This is a genomic window from Devosia marina, assembly GCF_009758415.1.
Classification (GTDB): Bacteria; Pseudomonadota; Alphaproteobacteria; order Rhizobiales; family Devosiaceae; genus Devosia; species Devosia marina.
Map to the genome: position 1 here is coordinate 57,429 of NZ_WQRF01000005.1, position 17,559 is coordinate 74,987.

The following is a 17,559-nucleotide window of genomic DNA, read 5'->3' on the forward strand; positions in this document are numbered from 1 at the left end:
CTACTACGTTGACCAATTACACCCCGCCCCGGATTTCCGGCTTTACTTCGTCGCGATACCATTCGCCCAATTGCTTCATCAGCGCGGGGAACAGGCTCTTGCGTTCGGAAGCAGCGACATTGTCGGCGATTTGTTCGGGCTTTGAGACGCCGGCGATGACCGTCGAGACCTGCGGGTGATCGAGAATCCAGCGCAGGGCGAACTGGCTGAGCGGCACGCCTTCTGGGGCATAACCCTTGAGCGTCTGCACCAGTTCGACGCCGCGCTCAAAAGGTATGCCGGAAAAGGTTTCGCCCACCGAAAAAGCCGCCCCGTCGCGATTGTAGCTGCGGTGATCGCTGGCATCGAACTGGGTGTTCTTGTCATATTTGCCGCTCAGCAGCCCGCTGGCCAAAGGCAGGCGCACGATGATGCCGACATCTTTTTCGGCTGCCCTGGGCAAGAGCTCGTCAACCGCGTCCTGGCGGAACAGGTTGAAAATGATCTGCAGCGTGGCGCAGCCGGGCTGGTCCAGGCAGATCAGGCCTTCCTCTATGGTTTCAACGCTCGCCCCCCAATGGCGCACCAGCCCCTCGGCCTTGAGCTCGTCCATCCAGCCAAAAATCGCGCCATCGCGCAGCACTTCGGTCGGCACGCAGTGTAACTGCGCCAGATCGAGCGTATCGACACCCAGGCGCTTGGCAGAACCGACGAGGCTGTCGCGAATGGCCTGTTTGGAATAGCCATCGGGATAGAGGCCAGCCCCGCGGCCCAGCTTGGTGGCGATGGTGACATTGGGGCCCTTGGCATGGGCGCCGATGCGGCTTTCGCTCAGCCCACCGCCATAGACATCGGCCGTATCCCAGAAGCTGATTCCGGCATTGAGAGCATGGGTCAGGATCGCGTCGGCGGTCTCGTCGCCCACCGGCCCGAAATCGCCACCAAGCTGCCAGCACCCCAGGCCAATCTCGCTGACCTCATAACCCGTCTTGCCCAGCCGCCGCGTTTTCATGCGTTTGTCTCCCGATCCAGTTATCTGCGGCGCAACCTATTGGCGCACCCGCTCAAGAACAAGGGCGCCGCAGCGCCCCGGTTCCAACAATCCTGCACACAGGGCTATTCGAAATAATCGGGAAAGTCTTCAATGGTCTGGCTGAGCAGCACTTCGGCCCGGGCCAGATGCGCCCGCATGGCCGCTTCCGCCGCCACCACATCGCCCTTGCTGACGGCCTTTGCGATCTGCTTGTGTTCGGCAATGGCGCGCTGGCTCGACGACACGCCCAGGGTCAGATAGCGCACCCGGTCGAGCTGCATCTTGTGATCGTCGATCAACTGCCACGCATATTCGACGCCCGCCAGCCGGGCGAGGGTGCGGTGAAACAATTCATCGAGTTTATGGAAACGTCGGCTGTCATTGGCCGAGGAAGCCGCTTCCTGATCGGCAATCAGATCGTCCAGGATCTGGCCGGTCTCCGGCTTGGGGTCGGTGGCCACCCGGCGGATGATCTCGACCTCGATGCTCTCTCGGATGAACCGGCTCTGCCGCACCCCATCGGGCGAAATCTTCTTGACCACGGTGGCGCGCTTGGGACGGATCAGCAGCAGGCCCTGCTGGGCCAGGCGAATGAAGGCTTCGCGCACCGGTTGGCGCGAGACACCATAGCGGGCCGCGATGTCGCTCTCCGAGATGACGTCGCCAGGCTTGAGCACCATGCTGACAATGTCGTCGCGCAAGGCGCCGACGACGCGAAATGCGATGGTTCCTTCGAGCGTTTCGCCCACCTTGCCTCCAGCCCGGGCTGATTCCGTTTCAGGACCATGTGACGAATAGGTCGCGCGCGGCTTGCCTCGTTTGCTGTCTTCCACAGGATTCTGGCCCTTTTTCGCCACATGCGGCCCCAACAGGCGCCGTGCCGCACAATTGTAGAAAGAAACAGTACATTTCCGCAATCTTGTATGGTAGATGCATTTTCGCCCGGCTCCGGCAAGGAGACGGCGCACCGATTTGTATCGAGACTGGAGAAGATCGAATGGCCAAGACTTACGCGCTGGTGGGAACGGGAGGCCGCGCACGGATGTTTTACGAGGCCATTCTGGGGCCGCACCGCGAACAGTCCCGGCTGCTGGCCCTGTGCGACACCAATCAGGTCCGCATGGATTTCACCAACAAGGTAATGGTCGAGGAACTCTCCGGTCAGGCCGTGCCCACCTACAAGGCTGCCGATTTCGGCAAGATGATCGCCGAGCAGAAGCCCGACACCATCATCGTCACCTCTATCGACCGCACCCACCACAACTACATCATCGCTGCGCTTGAAGCCGGTTGCGACGTCATCACCGAAAAGCCGATGACCACCGACCCGGAAAAGTGTCAGGCCATTCTCGACGCTGTCGAGCGTACCGGCAAGAATGTCCGCGTCACCTTCAACTACCGCTATGCCCCGCACAATTCGGCTCTGCGCGAACTGATCGCCGAGGGCGCCATCGGCAAGGTCACCTCGGTGCATTTCGAGTGGCTGCTCGACACCCGCCACGGCGCCGACTATTTCCGCCGCTGGCACCGCGACAAGCGCAATTCGGGCGGCCTGATGGTGCACAAATCGACCCACCATTTCGACCTGGTCAATTTCTGGCTTGGCACCGAGCCCGACACCGTCTTCGGCATGGGCGATCTCAAGTTCTACGGCCGGGCCAATGCCGAGGAACGCGGCGTCTTCACACCCTATACCCGCACCACCGGCGTGGAAGCGGCCAAGGATGATCCCTTCGCCATCGACCTCACCAGCAACCCGGTCCAGAAGGGTCTCTACTGGGACGGCGAGAAGGAAGACGGCTACCAGCGCGACCAGAACGTGTTCGGCGACGGCATTTCCATCGAGGACACCATGAATGTCCTGGTGCGCTATCGCAACAAGGCGGTGATGACCTATTCGCTCTATGCCTACGCCCCCTGGGAAGGTTTTAACGTGGCCATCAATGGCACCGGCGGGCGTCTCGAGCTTACCGTGCACGAGAATTCCTACATCAACGCCGGCGCAGGCTCTGAAACCGAAGGCGCCGCCAAGGGAGTCAAGCTCTACCACTTCCCCCTGCATGGCGAACCGCGCGTCGTTCCTGTCCAGCATGGCGAGGGCGGTCACGGCGGCGGCGACAAGATCATGCTCGAGGAAATTTTCGGCAACGCCACCCCGCGCCCTGGCTATGGCGCCAACCACCGCGATGGCGCACTCTCGATCCTGACCGGCATCGCCGCCAATAAGAGCTTCGACACCGGCCTGCCGGTTGACGTGAAGACGCTTGTGAAGTTCTAGGACGAGTGCGCAATCAAACCAAAAAGCCCGGCATGTGCCGGGCTTTTTTATCGCCAATGCAATTCGGAAGAACCTACCGGTCGAACGGTACCGATGCGGTCAGTACGTCGCCCGAATTGTTGAATTCGACTTCGAAGTCCACGGTGATGCGGTCATCGACCAGCAGGATGCGTGCGCCAATGCGGACATCGCCGCCGGCCCGGTCTTTCTGTTGCTCGCGCAAATCGAAGCTGATCCGGCCGCCCGACTGCCGGCCAATGGCAAGGCCGGTATATCCTGCATTGGAGCTCATGGCCGCTTCGTAGCGCCCCGCATCGTTATTATAAGCGATGGTGCCGCTGATCGAGAGCGTCGCGTTTACCAGGCTGCAGCGGCCGGTATAGTTGATCTTGAGCAGATTGCCCTGCGCCACGCTCAACCGGCAACGGAATGGTTCGGGCTGGTCGCCCCCCACCAGGGCCCCCTCACCGCGCCAGTCCCCGATATAGGAGGAGAGCAGATCCAGCTCCCGCACGCCCGCCTGCGCCATGCCCGCGCTCAAAGTCGTTGCCGCAATCACAAAAGCCAACAAAACTGTTCGCAGCCAATAAGTCACGTCCTACCCCCTCAGGTCCGCCTGCGGTTCATGTCTGCCAGCACTCTAGGGCAAGAACCAGTAAAAAAAGTCCAGCAATTGACGGCATTGTTACGAATCACCCAACCACTATTGGATAATGAGGCCAACAGAATGAAAATATGCCAGCCTGGCCATTGAGGGGAATAATGCGGGTATGAGTGCCGGATCGATCATCGACGCGCGCGACGTCGACTACACGTTGGACGTCGCCGGACGCCCGCTGCATATCCTGCGCAAGGTGTCGCTTTCTGTCGCTCCGGCCGAAGTGGTGGCCATTGTCGGCCCTTCGGGCAGCGGCAAAACCTCCCTGCTCATGCTGCTGGCGGGCCTCGAAAAGGCCACTGACGGCCAGGTAGTGGTCAATGGCCGCGACCTCTCTGACATGAACGAGGACAATCTGGCACGCTTCCGCCGCCATACCCTGGGCATAGTGTTCCAGAGCTTTCACCTGATCCCCTCACTCAGCGCCCTCGACAATGTAGGCCTGGCGCTTGAGATCGCCGAGCCCGGCCTCAGCATGGCGCAGGTGCGCGAAAAGGCGGCTGCGGCCCTGGCCGCTGTCGGTCTTGAAGGCCGGCTCGATCACCGTCCCTCGGCCCTTTCGGGTGGCGAGCAGCAACGCGTAGGCCTGGCCCGCGCCAGCGTCGCCAACCCGCCTTTGCTGCTGGCCGACGAACCAACCGGCAATCTCGACCAAAAGACCGGCGCCATTGTCGTCGACCTGATGTTCGACCTGGCCCGCAAGAACAATACCGCCGTGGTGCTGATCACCCACGATCCGGCGCTGGCCGCCAAGGCAGACCGCGTGTTCACCATGACCCAGGGGCAACTGACCGAAACGACCGTCCCAAAGCCGGCCACAGCCAGTGCATCCTCCGCGCGAAAAGCACCGGCCCGCAAGCCGGCGGCCAGAAAACCGGCAGCCAAGAAACCGGTGAGCAAGTGATGCGCGGCGTCTGGGCCGCCACCCGCATCGGCCTGCTCGACATGCGCGGTGACTTGCGGCGCTTCCTGCTGCTGGTGATCTGCCTGGCCGTCGGCACCGCCCTGATTGCCGGCGTCAATTCGGTCGGCACCAGCATTACCCGCGCCATTGAAACCGGCGCCGCCGAGATCATGGGCGGCGATATCGAACTCTCCCGCGCCGACCGCCTGGCCACCCCGGATGAACGCGCCGCGATGGAAGACATGGGCCGGGTGGCCCAGGTGATCGACACCAATCTGCGGGCCGAGACCTTCTACGAAGAAGCCTTTGCCGATGTCAGCGCCGTGGGCGAAACCTATCCCCTGCTCGGCCAGGTGCGCAGCCCGCAATTGACTGAAGGCGAAGACCTTGCTGCCTTGCTGGCGGAAGTCGATGGGGCGCACGGCGCGCTCATCGATGGCATCATGCTCGACCAGCTTGGCCTCTCCATTGGCGACAGCTTCGGGCTGGGCGGCACCGAATTTCAGGTCCGTGGCACGCTGATCGGCCTGCCCGACGGGCCGGTGCGCGGCTTCCGCCTCGGGATACCGACCCTGATCTCGACCAATGGCTTCGCCGTGGTCAGCGACCGCACCTCGCCCTTGCCGGGCCTGGGCACATGGTACCGTTACAAGATCCATCTGAGCGACCGCGATATCGATGCGGGGCTCGCCAGCGCCGTCGAGCAATTCGGCAGTGCCGGCTGGACGGTGCGCTCGGCCCGCGACGGGCTGGGGCAGATGGTACGCTATTATGATCTCTTCATGCGCTTCCTGCTCATTGTCGGTCTCGGTTCGCTGCTGATCGGCGGCGTCAGCGTTTGGACCGGCATGCGCGCCTATATTGCCGAGCGCTCCGGCGTCATCGCTGTGCTGCGTTCCATCGGCGCCGACCGGGCGCGCGTGTTTGTGCATTTCCTGGCTCAGGTGGCCGCCCTTGCCCTGGTCGGGGTCAGCATCGGACTGGTCATTGGCGCCAGCACCGCCTGGTTCATCCTTCCAACCATTGGCGCGGCGGTCGGCATCGCGCTGGCGCCTGCCATCCATCTGCAGGCTCTGGCCATCGCAGCGGGCACCGGCATGGTCACCGCCTTTGCCTTTGCCTATCTCCCGCTGGTCCAATCCCAGGCCATCCGGCCGGTGCTGCTGTTCCGCTCCAAGGGGCTCGACGCCCCGCCGGTCGACTGGCGCGCACTTCTGCTGTCCTGGCAGATCCTGCCGCTTGTAGCCGCGGTTCTGGCCTTCTTCGTGCTGGCCTGGCTGATGACCGGCGATGCGCCACTGGTGCTTGGATTTGGCCTTGCCAGTGCGTTGGGCGCCATTCTGTTCCAGGGCTTTATTCGTCTGGCGCAGCTTGGCCTCAAACGCCTGCCCGAAGCCGGCCCGCGCGTCCTGCGCCACAGCTTCCGCAATATCTCTGCCGCCGGACAGAACGCCGCCGCCGTCGCGGTATCTGCCGGCATGGCGCTGACCATGCTGATTATTGTTCTGGTCATGCAGACCAATCTGCAGCAGGAGTTCCTTGGCGCCTCCGCCTTTGATGCGCCCACTCTGGTCGGTTCGGATCTATTCCCGGACGAGGTCGAAGCGCTTGAAGCCATGACCCTTGAAGGCAATGGCATTACCCGCTTTGTTTCCACCCCGATGCTGCGCGGGGCGCTCATCGAAGTGGCCGGCACCCCGGCCGATGAGCTGGTGACGCGCGGCCCGGAAGCCACATTCCTCCTCGCCGGTGAAGTGCCGCTGACCTATCGCACCCATCTGCCCGCCTCGTCACGGGTGACAGCGGGCGAATGGTGGGCCGCTGACCATGCCGAACCCGCCCTGGTCAGCCTGCACCAGAGCCTGCGGCACGGCCTCGGAGTTGAACTGGGCGACACGCTGACCTTTTCGATCTTTGGCGAAGAGGTGAGCGCCACCATTGCCAGCTTCCGCGACTATTCCTGGCAGGGCGGCATCGATTTTCTTGCCACCTTCTCACCGGGCGTGATCGAGAACTACCCCACCACACTGTTTGCCGCCGTCACCGCCGCGCCCGGCGCGGAAGAAGACGTCACCCGGCTCTTGGCGTCTGAACTGCCCGATATTCGCTTTATTTCCGTGGGCGATACACTCAAACAGGTCACCGATGCGCTGAGCCAGCTCTCCTTTGCCGCCAGCCTGATCGGGGGCCTGGCCGTCGGCAATGGCCTGCTCGTTCTGATCGGCTCGCTCTCGACCGGACGCCGCCAGCGCGAGGCCGATACCATCATCACCAAAGTGCTGGGCGCCACCCGGTCCGAACTGATCGGCTCGGCCTTCCTGCAATATCTGGTGCTGGCAGTGCTGGCCGCAATTCCCGCCCTGCTGCTGGGCATCGGCATGGGCCGCTTTGTCAGCGGCCTGCTGCTGGCGGTCGAATTTAACCTCAAGCTCGACATCATCGTCGTGGTCCTGGCCGTCGCCATCGCCATCACCGCCATTCTGGGCGCCATGACGATCCTGCGCGCAGCCTCCGCCAGACCAGCGCGATTATTGCGCGACCTCTAGCCGATCAAGAGAAATGCTCGACCAGCATGTCGAACACCAGCCGGATCCGCCGGCTGGTGTGCAACTCCCGATGGGTCACCAGCCAGACCGGCACCGGGATAGGGTCGATGGCGGGCACGGCGATCTCGACCTCCGGAGTTTGCCGGGCGACCGCTTCGACCATCGGCCCGACGCATATGCCTCGGCACACCCATTCCCAGCCAGTCATCCCGCTCTGCGTCAATAGAGGGAAATTGGCCCTGCTCAGGGGCACCCCGCGCTGCCGCATCTCGGCGATGAAGGGCTCGATTCCGTCTATCGCACCACTCATTTCGCAACGAGCCAGTTCAACGCCATTGCTCGGTCGCCCCAGCCGGTCGAGCAAGTCCGGCGTGCCATAGACATAAGCCGCCGTGTCCCGGCACCGCCTCGCGATCAGGCCATCCTGGTCGGGCCGGACATGGCGGATGGCAATGTCGGCTTCACGCCGCAGCAGGTCACTGATCGACCCTGTCGCCAGCACCTCCAGGGTAATGCCCGGCGCGGCCTTGCGCACCTTGGCCAGAAGGGGCGGCAGAACATGCCCTGCATAGATGTCGGCGGCGGTAATCCTTACGACGCCCTCCACCGATTGCGACTGTGCCGCAGCCGACATCGCGACGCGGTCCGCAGCCGCGCCCATCTCGCGCAGATCGGCGACCAGCCGCTGCCCCGCCTCTGTCAAAATCAGGCGCCGCCCCACCCGCTCGAATACGGCAATGCCCAGGTCTTCCTCGAGCGCCGCCACCTGTCGCCCGAGCGTCGGCTGGGTCAGGCCGAGCCGCTGCGCCGCCGCCGATAGCGAGCCGGCCTCCACCGTCGCCAACAGCGCGCGCATCTGGTTCCAGTCAATCGGCCCGGGCATTTCCTTCATGCATTTACGTATAGTTCTTGTGCCAAATTCTGCAATTTTGTTTTCTTGAGCCCCCGGTTATCCTGCTGCCAGTATTCCTGGGGACGAGCAGTTAGACCATGGCCGAGCCAAGCGCCTTCTGGGACCGGATGGCGGACCGCTATGCCGCCCAGCCTATCAGCGACGAGCAGGCCTACCGCACCAAACTGGCCAAAACCCAGTCCCACTTCACACCGGACATGGACGTCTTCGAGTTCGGCTGTGGCACCGGCGGCACCGCCATTATCCATGCCCCACACGTCCGCAGCGTCCGGGCGGTGGATTTTTCCGAGCGTATGTTGGAAAAGGCCCGCATCCGCGCCGCCCAGGCCGGGGTCGACAATGTCACCTTCGAAAAGGGCGACATCACCACCATGGCCATCGCACCAGCCAGCTACGACGTCGTGTTGGCCATGTCCGTCCTGCACCTGCTACAGGACCGGCAGGCCGTCATTCAGCGCGTCTTCGACATTCTCAAGCCAGGGGGCATTTTCGTCTCCAGCACCGTCTGCATTGCCGAGACCGCCAGGTGGTTGGGCTACATCGCCCCGCTTGGCCGTGCTCTTGGCCTGCTTCCGGTACTCACCGTCATGGACCGGGACCAGTTGCGCCAGGACATCACTCGCCCAGGCTTTACCATTGAGCATGACTGGCGCCCCAAGCCCCGGGCAGCCGTCTTCATCATCGCGCGCAAGCCGGACTGATTGCCCTGTGGAACCGGGCTTTTCCCGATTGGGCGAATCGGTGAGGCTATGTGCTATCACTCGCAAATAGTCAGTTAGCCGTGCGTCTGCCTTCCCGCTGGAGATGAGGCGCATCCAGCCGGAGAGATGATGCAGGTCGCCATCGACATGGGAGAAAGCCGGGGATCCGGCCCAGCCCACATGGATCTTGAAGAATTGCTCGCCACGCGCCTTCTGGTGCAGGGCAATTCAGGGTCCGGCAAATCCCATCTGCTGCGCCGCCTGCTGGAGCAATCTGCCCAATGGGTGCAGCAGTGCATCATTGATCCCGAGGGTGATTTCGTCACCCTGTCCGACAAGTATGGGCATCTGGTGGTCGACGCCACCCGCACCGAAAGCGAATTGACCCGCATTGCCAATCGCGTGCGCCAGCACCGTGTCTCGGTGGTGCTCAACCTCGAGGGGTTGGACGCCGAACAGCAGATGCGCGCCGCCGCCGCCTTTCTCGGCGGCATGTTCGATGCCGACCGGGATTTCTGGTATCCGGTGCTGGTCGTGGTCGACGAGGCCCAGCTCTTTGCGCCGGCCGCAGGAGGCGAGGTCTCGGACGAGGCGCGCAAGCTCTCGCTGGGCGCCATGACCAATCTGATGTGCCGTGGCCGCAAGCGCGGTCTGGCGGGCGTCATCGCCACCCAGCGCCTGGCCAAGCTGGCCAAGAACGTGGCAGCGGAAGCCTCCAACTTCCTGATGGGCCGCACCTTTCTCGACATCGACATGGCCCGCGCCGCCGATCTTCTGGGCATGGATCGCCGGCAGGCCGAACAGTTCCGCGATCTGGCTCGGGGCCATTTCGTGGCCCTCGGGCCCGCCATCTCGCGCCGCCCCTTGCCCATCGTCATCGGTGCGGTGGAAACTTCGGCGCGCTCGACCAGCCCCAAGCTGACCCCATTGCCCGAGGCGCCGGCCGATGCGGCCGATCTGATTTTCACCCAGGACCCCGAGGAACTGGCCCGGCCGGTGGTGCGTCGTCCGGCGCCGCCCCCGCCGCCGTCGACAAATGAATTGCTGGCCCAGGTCGCAGAGGCCCGTGCCAAGGCCCGCGCCGAAGCACCGGAAGAACCCGCTTCACTGTTCCCTGAGATCGACGAGGCCGAGCGCGACGCCATGATCCAGGCGGTGATGGTTGAACTGATGAGCGACCCCGACGCGGGTTTTCGCAACACCGCGCAGCTTTATCAGGATTTTCTTGTCCGCTGTCGCATCCGCCGCATTCCGGGTGATCCACCGGCCCTGCCCGCCTTCAAGCGCCTGCTTGCCGTAGCTCGGGTGGCGCCCGATGAACAGACAGCCGCCTCCGACGGCTGGCAACAGGCCCTGAGCCTCTCCGAAACGCTGACCGATGATGTGCAGGGCGTGTTCCTGGTCATTGCCCAGGCCGCGTTGACCCGGGCCCCCTGCCCCTCCGACGCCACGCTGGCCCGGCTTTACGGCACTCATTCATCCAGCCGTGCCCGGCGCCTGCTGACCTGGTTCGAGGAGCGTGGGCTAATCGTCTTGCGCACCGATTTCCGCGGGGCACGCATCGCCGCCTTCCCTGATCTTGGCGCGGAAACAGCGCCAGGCGATCCCAATGGCCCGGACGAATTGATCGAGGAACGCGGCGCAGCGGAGTGACTAACCGCGCAGCTCCGCCCTGAAGCTGTAGCGCGCCGAAGCACCCGGCCCCAGCAGTTCCGTAAAAGGCCGTTCGCTCAACTCTTCCGAGCCGCCCACTTCCGCCGCCGTGCCGTGCCAGGGCTCAAGGCAGATGAACCCCGCGCCCGGCTTGGTCCAAAGGGCAAAATTGGGCAGGTTCTCCCAGGTGAAGTGCACGCTTGGCCCTGCGGCCGGGCCATAGACCAGTCCGGCGCCCGCACCTTCGGGAAACAGCATGGCATCATCGGTAAACTGGCTGTGATCCAGCGTCATCTGCCCCGCGTCAAAGGGCGAGGGCAGCGCCTTGGGGTGCACCAGACCGCCCGACAAACGACGCAATGCCGGGGCGCCGCCTTCATCCAGCTCAATACTATGCGGCTTGCCCTCGGCACCCGGCAGCGGCCAGGAAAAGGCCGGGTGAAAGCCAATGCCGAAGGGCATGATCTTGTGGTCATGATTGGTGACTGTGGCGCTGACCACCACGGCGCGCCCCTCCAACCGGTGCTCGACATCGAGCTCGAAGTCGAACGGATACATGGCCCGGCTCGCTTCAGAGGCGGTCAGCCGATAAACGCAGCGATCGGACTCCTCGACCAACAGCTCGAAATTGCTGCGCCGGGCAAAACCATGCTGGCTCATCTGGAACGGAACACCGTCCACTGTCACCGTGTCATTGGGCGCCTTGCCGACAATGGGAAACAGGATCGGCGACCGGCCGGTCCAATAGGCAGCATCGCCATGCCAGAGCCACTGCCGGCCATCGCGTGTCTGGATCGACTGCATCTCCGCGCCAAGCGCCGCGATATCGACGGTGATCTGGTCGTTGGCGATACGGGTCAGTTGCATGCGCCACTCCGGGACGGTGCTGGAACGGCGTGCACCCTAATCCACTCTGGCGCAGGAGAGAACCCGCAAGTACGCTTGCGATGAACAAGCGCCTAAGGGCGCCTAGAAGCGACGGCCTCTTGCTTCGTCACCATGTCAGGGGCTATCGCCTAGCCATGTCCAACGCCTTGCCCCCGCTGCCCATTGATGCCGCCTTGCCTGCCCTGGCCGACGCCCTGGACAAGGGGATTTCCGCCGTGCTGGTGGCCCAGCCGGGCGCGGGCAAGACGACGCGCGTGCCGCTGGCCCTGCTCGATGCCCCTTGGCGGGACGATGGCCGCATCATCATGCTCGAACCCCGACGCCTCGCTGCCCGTGCCGCCGCCCGGCAAATGTCCCGGCTGTTGGCTGAAGAGGTGGGTCAAACCGTGGGCTATCGCGTGCGCATGGAGACGAAGGTGTCCGCCCGCACCCGCATCGAAGTGGTGACGGAGGGCGTGTTCACCCGCATGCTGCTTGATGACCCGGAACTGAGCGGCGTCGCGGCCGTCATTTTTGATGAGTTTCACGAGCGCAGTCTCGATGGTGACCTGGGCCTTGCACTGACCCTCGACGCCCGCGCCCTGCGGCCCGATTTGCGCATTCTGGTCATGTCCGCCACCATCGATGGTGCGCGCGTCGCCAGGCTGCTTGATGACGCACCGGTCATTGACAGCCCCGGGCGCACCTTTCCGGTCGAAACCGTTCATCTTGAACCCGACCCGCTGCAGCGCCTCGAAGACCAGGTAGCCAGCGCCACACTCGCTGCCCTGCGCGAACATGAAGGATCAGTGCTCGTGTTCCTGCCCGGCCAGGGCGAGATTACCCGCACTGCCTCACGGCTCGCCACGCGCCTGCCTGCCGATACGGATCTGGCGCCGCTCTATGGTCAGCTTGCGCCCGCCGAGCAGGATCGCGCCATCCAGCCGGCCCCCGAAGGCCGCCGCAAGATCGTGCTGGCGACATCGATTGCGGAAACCTCGCTGACGATTGAGGGCGTGCGCATCGTCATCGACAGTGGATTTCGTCGTGTGCCGGTCTATGAACCATCGACGGGCATGACCACCCTGGCCACCCGCCGCGTATCCCGCGCCGGCGCCGATCAGCGCCGCGGCCGGGCTGGCCGCACCAGCCCCGGCGTCTGCATAAGGCTCTGGCACCAGGGCCAGAGCGCCGCGCTCGAACCGTTCGAAACCCCGGAAATCCTCGCCGCTGATCTCTCCGGCCTGTTGCTCGACCTTGCCAGTTGGGGCGTTAGCGATCCGCAGGCTCTGGCCTTCCTCGATCCCCCGCCCGCCCCAGCCTGGGCCGAGGCCAAGGCGCTCCTGTCTCGCCTCGACGCCACAGACGAGGCAGGGCACCTCACGCCAGCCGGCAAGGCCCTTGCTCGCCTCCCCCTGCATCCGCGCCTGGCTCATATGGTGGTCGCCGGCGCCGAAGACGGCGATGCACAGACCGCCGCCGAATTGGCCGTGCTGATCGGAGAGCGCGGGCTGGGTGGCGACGATACCGACCTTGCCCGTCGCCTGGAACGCTTCCGCACCGATCGATCGCGCCGCGCCGACGAGGCCCGCAACCTGGCGCGGCGCTGGACGAAGCTGGCCGGTGGGTCCTCCGGCGAAGACCTGTCGCCTGGCCATCACCTGGCGCGCGCCTTTCCCGACCGGGTCGCGCAATCAGCCGGTGCCCGCGGCCGCTTCCGCCTCGCCAATGGCAGGCAGGCCCAGCTCGACGAGACACACGCCCTGGCCGGCGCGCCCTTCCTAGTCGTGGCCGATGTCACAGGCAGCGCCACGCAGGGCCGCATCCGTTCGGCCGCCGCGCTAAATACCAGTGAACTTGAGGCCCTGTTCGCCAACCATATCCGCACCGAAACCACCCTGACCTTCGATCCCGCGAGCGGCGCCGTGCGCGCCCGCCGTCAACGACGGCTCGACGCCCTGCGGCTGGCCGACGAAACCGCCCCTGTGACCGATTTTGACGCCGCCGCGAAGCTCCTTGCCGAAGCCGCCATCAAGCGGGTCGAGGCGCTGCCCTGGAGCAAGGACCAAAAGGCCCTGCGCGCCCGCGCCACCTTCCTGCACCTGAGCCTTGGCGCAGATTGGCCCGACCTGACGGACACCGCCCTGTCTGCCGACCCCGCCTGGCTGGTCCCGCACATATTGGGTGAAACCCGGTTATCCGCGCTCACTGCCGAGCATCTGGGCGCGGCACTGGAAGCCCTGCTGCCCTGGGCAAAAAAGCAGGAAATGGAAAAGCTCCTGCCCAGCCATTTTCACGCCCCCTCGGGCAGTCATTTGCCGATCGATTACGCCGCCGAAAATGGCCCGGCGCTCGAAATCCGGGTGCAGGAGCTGTTCGGGCTCGACCGGCACCCCAGCATTGCCAATGGCCGGATACCGCTTCTGCTGGTCCTGCTTTCGCCGGCCCACCGGCCGATCCAGACCACGCGGGATCTGCCCGGTTTCTGGCGCGGCAGCTGGAAGGACGTGGCGCGCGACCTCAAGGGCCGCTATCCGCGCCACCCCTGGCCCGACGATCCAATCGCCGCCCCGGCCACCAATCGCGCCAAGCCGCGTGGCACCTGACGCTCCTTGCCCAGCCATCCACAAAAAACCCCGGACTTTCGTCCGGGGCCTGGTTCACTCGCTTGGCTCGAAGTTCAACGCGACCCCGTTGATGCAATAGCGCAGGCCGGTCGGCGGCGGCCCATCGGGGAACACATGGCCCAGATGACCGCCGCAGGTGGCGCAATGCACTTCCGTGCGCACCATGCCATGCGAACGATCGGTTGTGGTCTCCACCGAGCCAGGGATCGGGTCGTTGAAGCTGGGCCAGCCGGTACCACTTTCGAATTTCAGCGTCGCGGCAAACAGCGGGCTGTCGCACCCGGCGCAGGAAAAGGTGCCGGGGCGTTTCTCGTGCAATAACGCGCAGGAACCCGGCCGCTCGGTGCCGTGCTGGCGCATGATGTAATATTGCTCTTCGCTCAGCCGCGCGCGCCACTCGGCATCGGTGCGGGTCACGGGGAAAGTTTGCGCATCCATGGCAACACTCCTTGTCTCGACCTGTGTTTCGTTTGTCATATAGGCTTGGTTACACATCAATCCCAGCGCGCGTTCCATCACGACGCGGTTCCCAGGCGTTTTGCATGACCAGGATCACCACCCTCGACCAGCTTGAGGCGCTTTATCAGCCCGCCCCTGCCCCCGCTGCCACCGCCAAGGTGGCACGTGCAATAACGCCAGACTACCGACGCCTGATCGCAGCGAGCCCCTTTGCCGCGCTCGCCACCATCGGCCCCGAAGGCATTGACTGCTCGCCACGCGGCGACAAGCCTGGTTTTGTGCGCATCCATGACGACAACACCCTGATGATGCCCGACCGGCGCGGCAACAACCGCATCGACAGCCTGCGCAACATCGTACGCGACCCGCGCTGTGCCCTGCTCTTCCTCATTCCCGGCTCGGGCACCACGTTGCGCGTCAATGGCCGCGCGCATCTCTCCATCGATCCGGCCTTGCTCGAAAGCTTCGCGGTTGAGGACAAGGCGCCGCGCTCGGTGATCGTCCTCGATATCGATGAGGTCTATTTTCAATGCGCCCGGGCCATCATCCGCTCCGAGCTCTGGAACCCCGAACGCCATGTCGACCCGGAAAGCCTTCCCACCCCCGGCCAGATCCTGGCGGCGATGACGGCCGAAGAAGTGGGTGGCGAGAGCTATGACAAGGCCTGGCCCGAACGGGCGAAACAGACAATGTGGTGAGCAATACTAGCGCGAGTTCAAGGCAACATTTGCCTTTGAGCCGGTCAAGATGAGGCGACAATGCCCGTTGCCGAGAACCGGCACGCAGCGTGCGTTTGGCACGTGAGCACCGGAAGCGGAGGGTATGGGGATTTGCAGACCGCCTTCATCGGAAACGAAGGCAAATGGTGGGAGTAACAAGGATTGAACTTGTGACCCTTCGCGTGTGAAGCGAATGCTCTCCCGCTGAGCTATACTCCCACATCGCCCATGTCCTAATAGAAGGACCAAGCGAACCGGAAAGAGATGGTGGGCGTAACAAGGATTGAACTTGTGACCCCCTCGATGTCAACGAGGTGCTCTCCCGCTGAGCTATACGCCCATCTCTCCGGGACCGGACTGGCTGCGCCGTTCCGGTGGCGCGGATAGACCATAAAATCCCCGTTGGGGTCAAGAGCCAATCAGCAAGCTGTGAATTCTTGCTCGACAAAGCCCCCGCATCCGCCCGTTTCCGCGTCTTTGAAGGCTTTGGATCAGGCCGCCAGCAGGCGCTCCACTTCGTTGACCAGATCCTTGAGGTGAAAGGGCTTGGACAGCACAGAGGCATCCTTGGGCGCGTCGCTGTCGGGGTTGAGCGCCACGGCGGCAAAGCCGGTGATGAACATCACCTTGAGGTCGGGGTCGAGCTCGGTGGCGCGGCGCGCCAGTTCGATCCCGTCCATTTCCGGCATCACGATATCGCTCAGCAGCAGGGAGAACGGTTCTTCGCGCAGCCGCTCATAGGCCGACAGCCCATTGTCGAAGGACACAACCTCATAGCCGGCATTCTTGAGCGCCCGCGTCAGGAACTGGCGCATATCATTGTCGTCTTCGGCGAGCAGGATTCGCTTCATCAAGGGTCCTCTTGGGGCAGAGCCAGCGGCTGAGTCGGTATTTGCGCCGATGTTTATGCCACCGTACCGCTTTCGCAACCTCTCACTGCATCCAGTGCGCCCTTTTCCGCGTTGTTCGCACAAATGCAACAATTCTGGACAATCGCGCCGCCGCGCGCGAAACTTAACTCCAGCAAATCACTTTCGGGCGGACCATACCGCCATATGGGGGAGACGGCGTGCGGTCCGACTACTGGGATCAACCGGCATTTGAGACGATCCGTCCACGACGGCTGGTCGCGCCTGTCGTGTTCAACTCGCCCCATTCGGGCCGGATCTATCCCGAGCGGTTCCTGGCCATGGCGCGGCTTGACCACCTCTCGATCCGCCAGTCCGAGGACGCCTTTGTCGACGAATTGTTCGGCCGGGCGCCCCATCTTGGCGCGCCGCTTCTCAGGGCGCATTTCCCCAGGGCCTATCTCGACGTCAATCGCGAACCCTGGGAACTGGACCCCACAATGTTCGTCGAACCGTTATCGGACCGGTTCAACACCAGCTCTCCCCGCGTCGCGGCCGGGCTGGGCACGCTGGCCCGCGTGGTGGCCGAAAACAAGCCGATCTATCGCGAACGCCTGACGCTGGAAGACGCGCGCATGCGCATCGAGGGCATCTACCACCCTTATCACGCGGCGCTGCAAAAGCTGCTGTCCGAAAGCGTGGCCAAATTCGGCCTTGGCGTGCTGATCGATTGCCATTCCATGCCGCGGCTGGGCCGCCATGGCGAGCGGGCCACACCCGACATCGTTCTGGGCGACCGCTATGGCACCACCTGTGCCGGTCCGCTGGTCGATCTGGTCGAAACCGTATTTGCCTCGGCGGGCCTGCGGGTTGCCCGCAACCGCCCCTATGCCGGGGGCTTCTGCACCCGCGCCTATGGCCGCCCGCAACATGGCGTTCATGCCCTGCAGATCGAAATCAGCCGTCATCTCTATATGAACGAGGTGACGCTGGAGAAAAACGCCGGCTTTGACACCATCAAGGCGCTGATCGAGCGGCTGGTCATGACCCTGGTGGGGATCGATCTGGTGGCTCTGGCCGGCATCGCCGCCTTGCCAGAGCAGGCTGCGGCAGAATAAACCCTGACAAACAAAAGGGGCCGCCCCCAAAGACGGCCCCAGTCAAGGGAGGAACGATGTTCACCGAACGCGGCACCCAGATGCCGGGCCGTTCGGCAACGCACCATGCCCCTTTTCGATGAACCCATTTACGCCGTTGGACAAGGCTTTCCGCCTCTGTCCACAGCAGTTCCCGCCCGCCTTGTTGCAAAAATGAATCAGAAACGACACAGAAAATCCGGGATAAATTATGGCATCTCTGCCGCTCAACTAAGAG

15 protein-coding genes and 2 tRNA genes are annotated in these 17,559 nt (G+C 63.8%); 8 read left to right on the forward strand and 9 right to left on the reverse strand.

Annotated features, from left to right (window positions below; all coding sequences use genetic code 11):
- Positions 1–16: 16 nt before the first annotated feature.
- Both GO014_RS14805 and GO014_RS14810 read right to left on the reverse strand, forming a co-directional pair.
- On the reverse strand, positions 17–991 hold the full coding sequence (locus GO014_RS14805; RefSeq protein WP_157291093.1) for an aldo/keto reductase: 975 nt from the start codon (positions 989–991) through the stop codon (positions 17–19).
- 104 nt (positions 992–1,095) lie between these two features.
- Entirely contained in the window at positions 1,096–1,761 is a 666-nt protein-coding gene (locus tag GO014_RS14810) for an FCD domain-containing protein (protein ID WP_133244553.1), read from the reverse strand.
- A gap of 248 nt (positions 1,762–2,009) precedes the next feature.
- Here GO014_RS14810 and GO014_RS14815 point away from each other — a divergent pair, with 248 nt between their 5' ends.
- Positions 2,010–3,290, forward strand: a complete 1,281-nt coding sequence (locus GO014_RS14815; protein ID WP_157291094.1) for a Gfo/Idh/MocA family oxidoreductase — start codon at positions 2,010–2,012, stop codon at positions 3,288–3,290.
- 73 nt (positions 3,291–3,363) lie between these two features.
- Here GO014_RS14815 and GO014_RS14820 read toward each other — a convergent pair whose 3' ends face one another.
- Positions 3,364–3,819 (reverse strand): heme-binding beta-barrel domain-containing protein, encoded by a 456-nt coding sequence (locus tag GO014_RS14820; RefSeq protein ID WP_157291095.1) that lies wholly within the window; start codon positions 3,817–3,819, stop codon positions 3,364–3,366.
- 241 nt (positions 3,820–4,060) lie between these two features.
- Between GO014_RS14820 and GO014_RS14825 the strand changes: the two genes are divergently transcribed.
- Positions 4,061–4,852 carry an ATP-binding cassette domain-containing protein gene (locus GO014_RS14825; RefSeq protein WP_157291096.1) on the forward strand — a complete coding sequence of 264 codons (792 nt, stop codon included), beginning with the start codon at positions 4,061–4,063 and terminating at the stop codon, positions 4,850–4,852.
- Positions 4,852–7,398 (forward strand): ABC transporter permease, encoded by a 2,547-nt coding sequence (locus tag GO014_RS14830; RefSeq protein ID WP_157291097.1) that lies wholly within the window; start codon positions 4,852–4,854, stop codon positions 7,396–7,398. Before GO014_RS14825 ends, GO014_RS14830 begins: the two co-directional genes overlap by 1 nt.
- A gap of 4 nt (positions 7,399–7,402) precedes the next feature.
- Here the strand turns inward: GO014_RS14830 and GO014_RS14835 are convergent, their stop codons facing one another.
- Entirely contained in the window at positions 7,403–8,281 is an 879-nt protein-coding gene (locus tag GO014_RS14835) for a LysR family transcriptional regulator (protein WP_157291098.1), read from the reverse strand.
- Between the two features lie 107 nt (positions 8,282–8,388).
- Between GO014_RS14835 and GO014_RS14840 the strand changes: the two genes are divergently transcribed.
- Positions 8,389–9,012, forward strand: coding sequence for a class I SAM-dependent methyltransferase (locus tag GO014_RS14840; protein WP_157291099.1), 624 nt, complete (start codon positions 8,389–8,391; stop codon positions 9,010–9,012).
- Between the two features lie 129 nt (positions 9,013–9,141).
- A complete protein-coding gene (locus tag GO014_RS14845) occupies positions 9,142–10,665 on the forward strand; it encodes a helicase HerA domain-containing protein (protein ID WP_157291151.1) in 1,524 nt (507 codons plus the stop codon).
- Here the strand turns inward: GO014_RS14845 and GO014_RS14850 are convergent, their stop codons facing one another.
- Positions 10,666–11,532, reverse strand: coding sequence for an aldose 1-epimerase family protein (locus GO014_RS14850; RefSeq protein WP_157291100.1), 867 nt, complete (start codon positions 11,530–11,532; stop codon positions 10,666–10,668). It lies immediately after the preceding gene.
- Positions 11,533–11,687: 155 nt separating this feature from the next.
- Between GO014_RS14850 and hrpB the strand changes: the two genes are divergently transcribed.
- A complete protein-coding gene (gene hrpB, locus GO014_RS14855; protein WP_157291101.1) occupies positions 11,688–14,138 on the forward strand; it encodes an ATP-dependent helicase HrpB in 2,451 nt (816 codons plus the stop codon).
- Positions 14,139–14,192: 54 nt separating this feature from the next.
- Here the strand turns inward: hrpB and msrB are convergent, their stop codons facing one another.
- A complete protein-coding gene (gene msrB, locus GO014_RS14860) occupies positions 14,193–14,597 on the reverse strand; it encodes a peptide-methionine (R)-S-oxide reductase MsrB (RefSeq protein ID WP_157291102.1) in 405 nt (134 codons plus the stop codon).
- 104 nt (positions 14,598–14,701) lie between these two features.
- Between msrB and GO014_RS14865 the strand changes: the two genes are divergently transcribed.
- On the forward strand, positions 14,702–15,316 hold the full coding sequence (locus GO014_RS14865; protein ID WP_157291103.1) for a pyridoxamine 5'-phosphate oxidase family protein: 615 nt from the start codon (positions 14,702–14,704) through the stop codon (positions 15,314–15,316).
- Between the two features lie 165 nt (positions 15,317–15,481).
- Here the strand turns inward: GO014_RS14865 and GO014_RS14870 are convergent.
- The 3 genes from GO014_RS14870 to cpdR form a co-directional block, all read right to left on the reverse strand.
- Positions 15,482–15,556 (reverse strand) — tRNA-Val (locus tag GO014_RS14870).
- A 46-nt stretch (positions 15,557–15,602) separates the two neighbouring features.
- Positions 15,603–15,677 (reverse strand) — tRNA-Val (locus GO014_RS14875).
- Positions 15,678–15,828: 151 nt separating this feature from the next.
- Positions 15,829–16,188 (reverse strand): cell cycle two-component system response regulator CpdR, encoded by a 360-nt coding sequence (cpdR, locus tag GO014_RS14880; RefSeq protein WP_046105558.1) that lies wholly within the window; start codon positions 16,186–16,188, stop codon positions 15,829–15,831.
- Between the two features lie 218 nt (positions 16,189–16,406).
- Here cpdR and GO014_RS14885 point away from each other — a divergent pair, with 218 nt between their 5' ends.
- Positions 16,407–17,303 (forward strand): N-formylglutamate amidohydrolase, encoded by an 897-nt coding sequence (locus tag GO014_RS14885; protein ID WP_343030980.1) that lies wholly within the window; start codon positions 16,407–16,409, stop codon positions 17,301–17,303.
- The last annotated feature ends 256 nt before the right edge of the window (positions 17,304–17,559 follow it).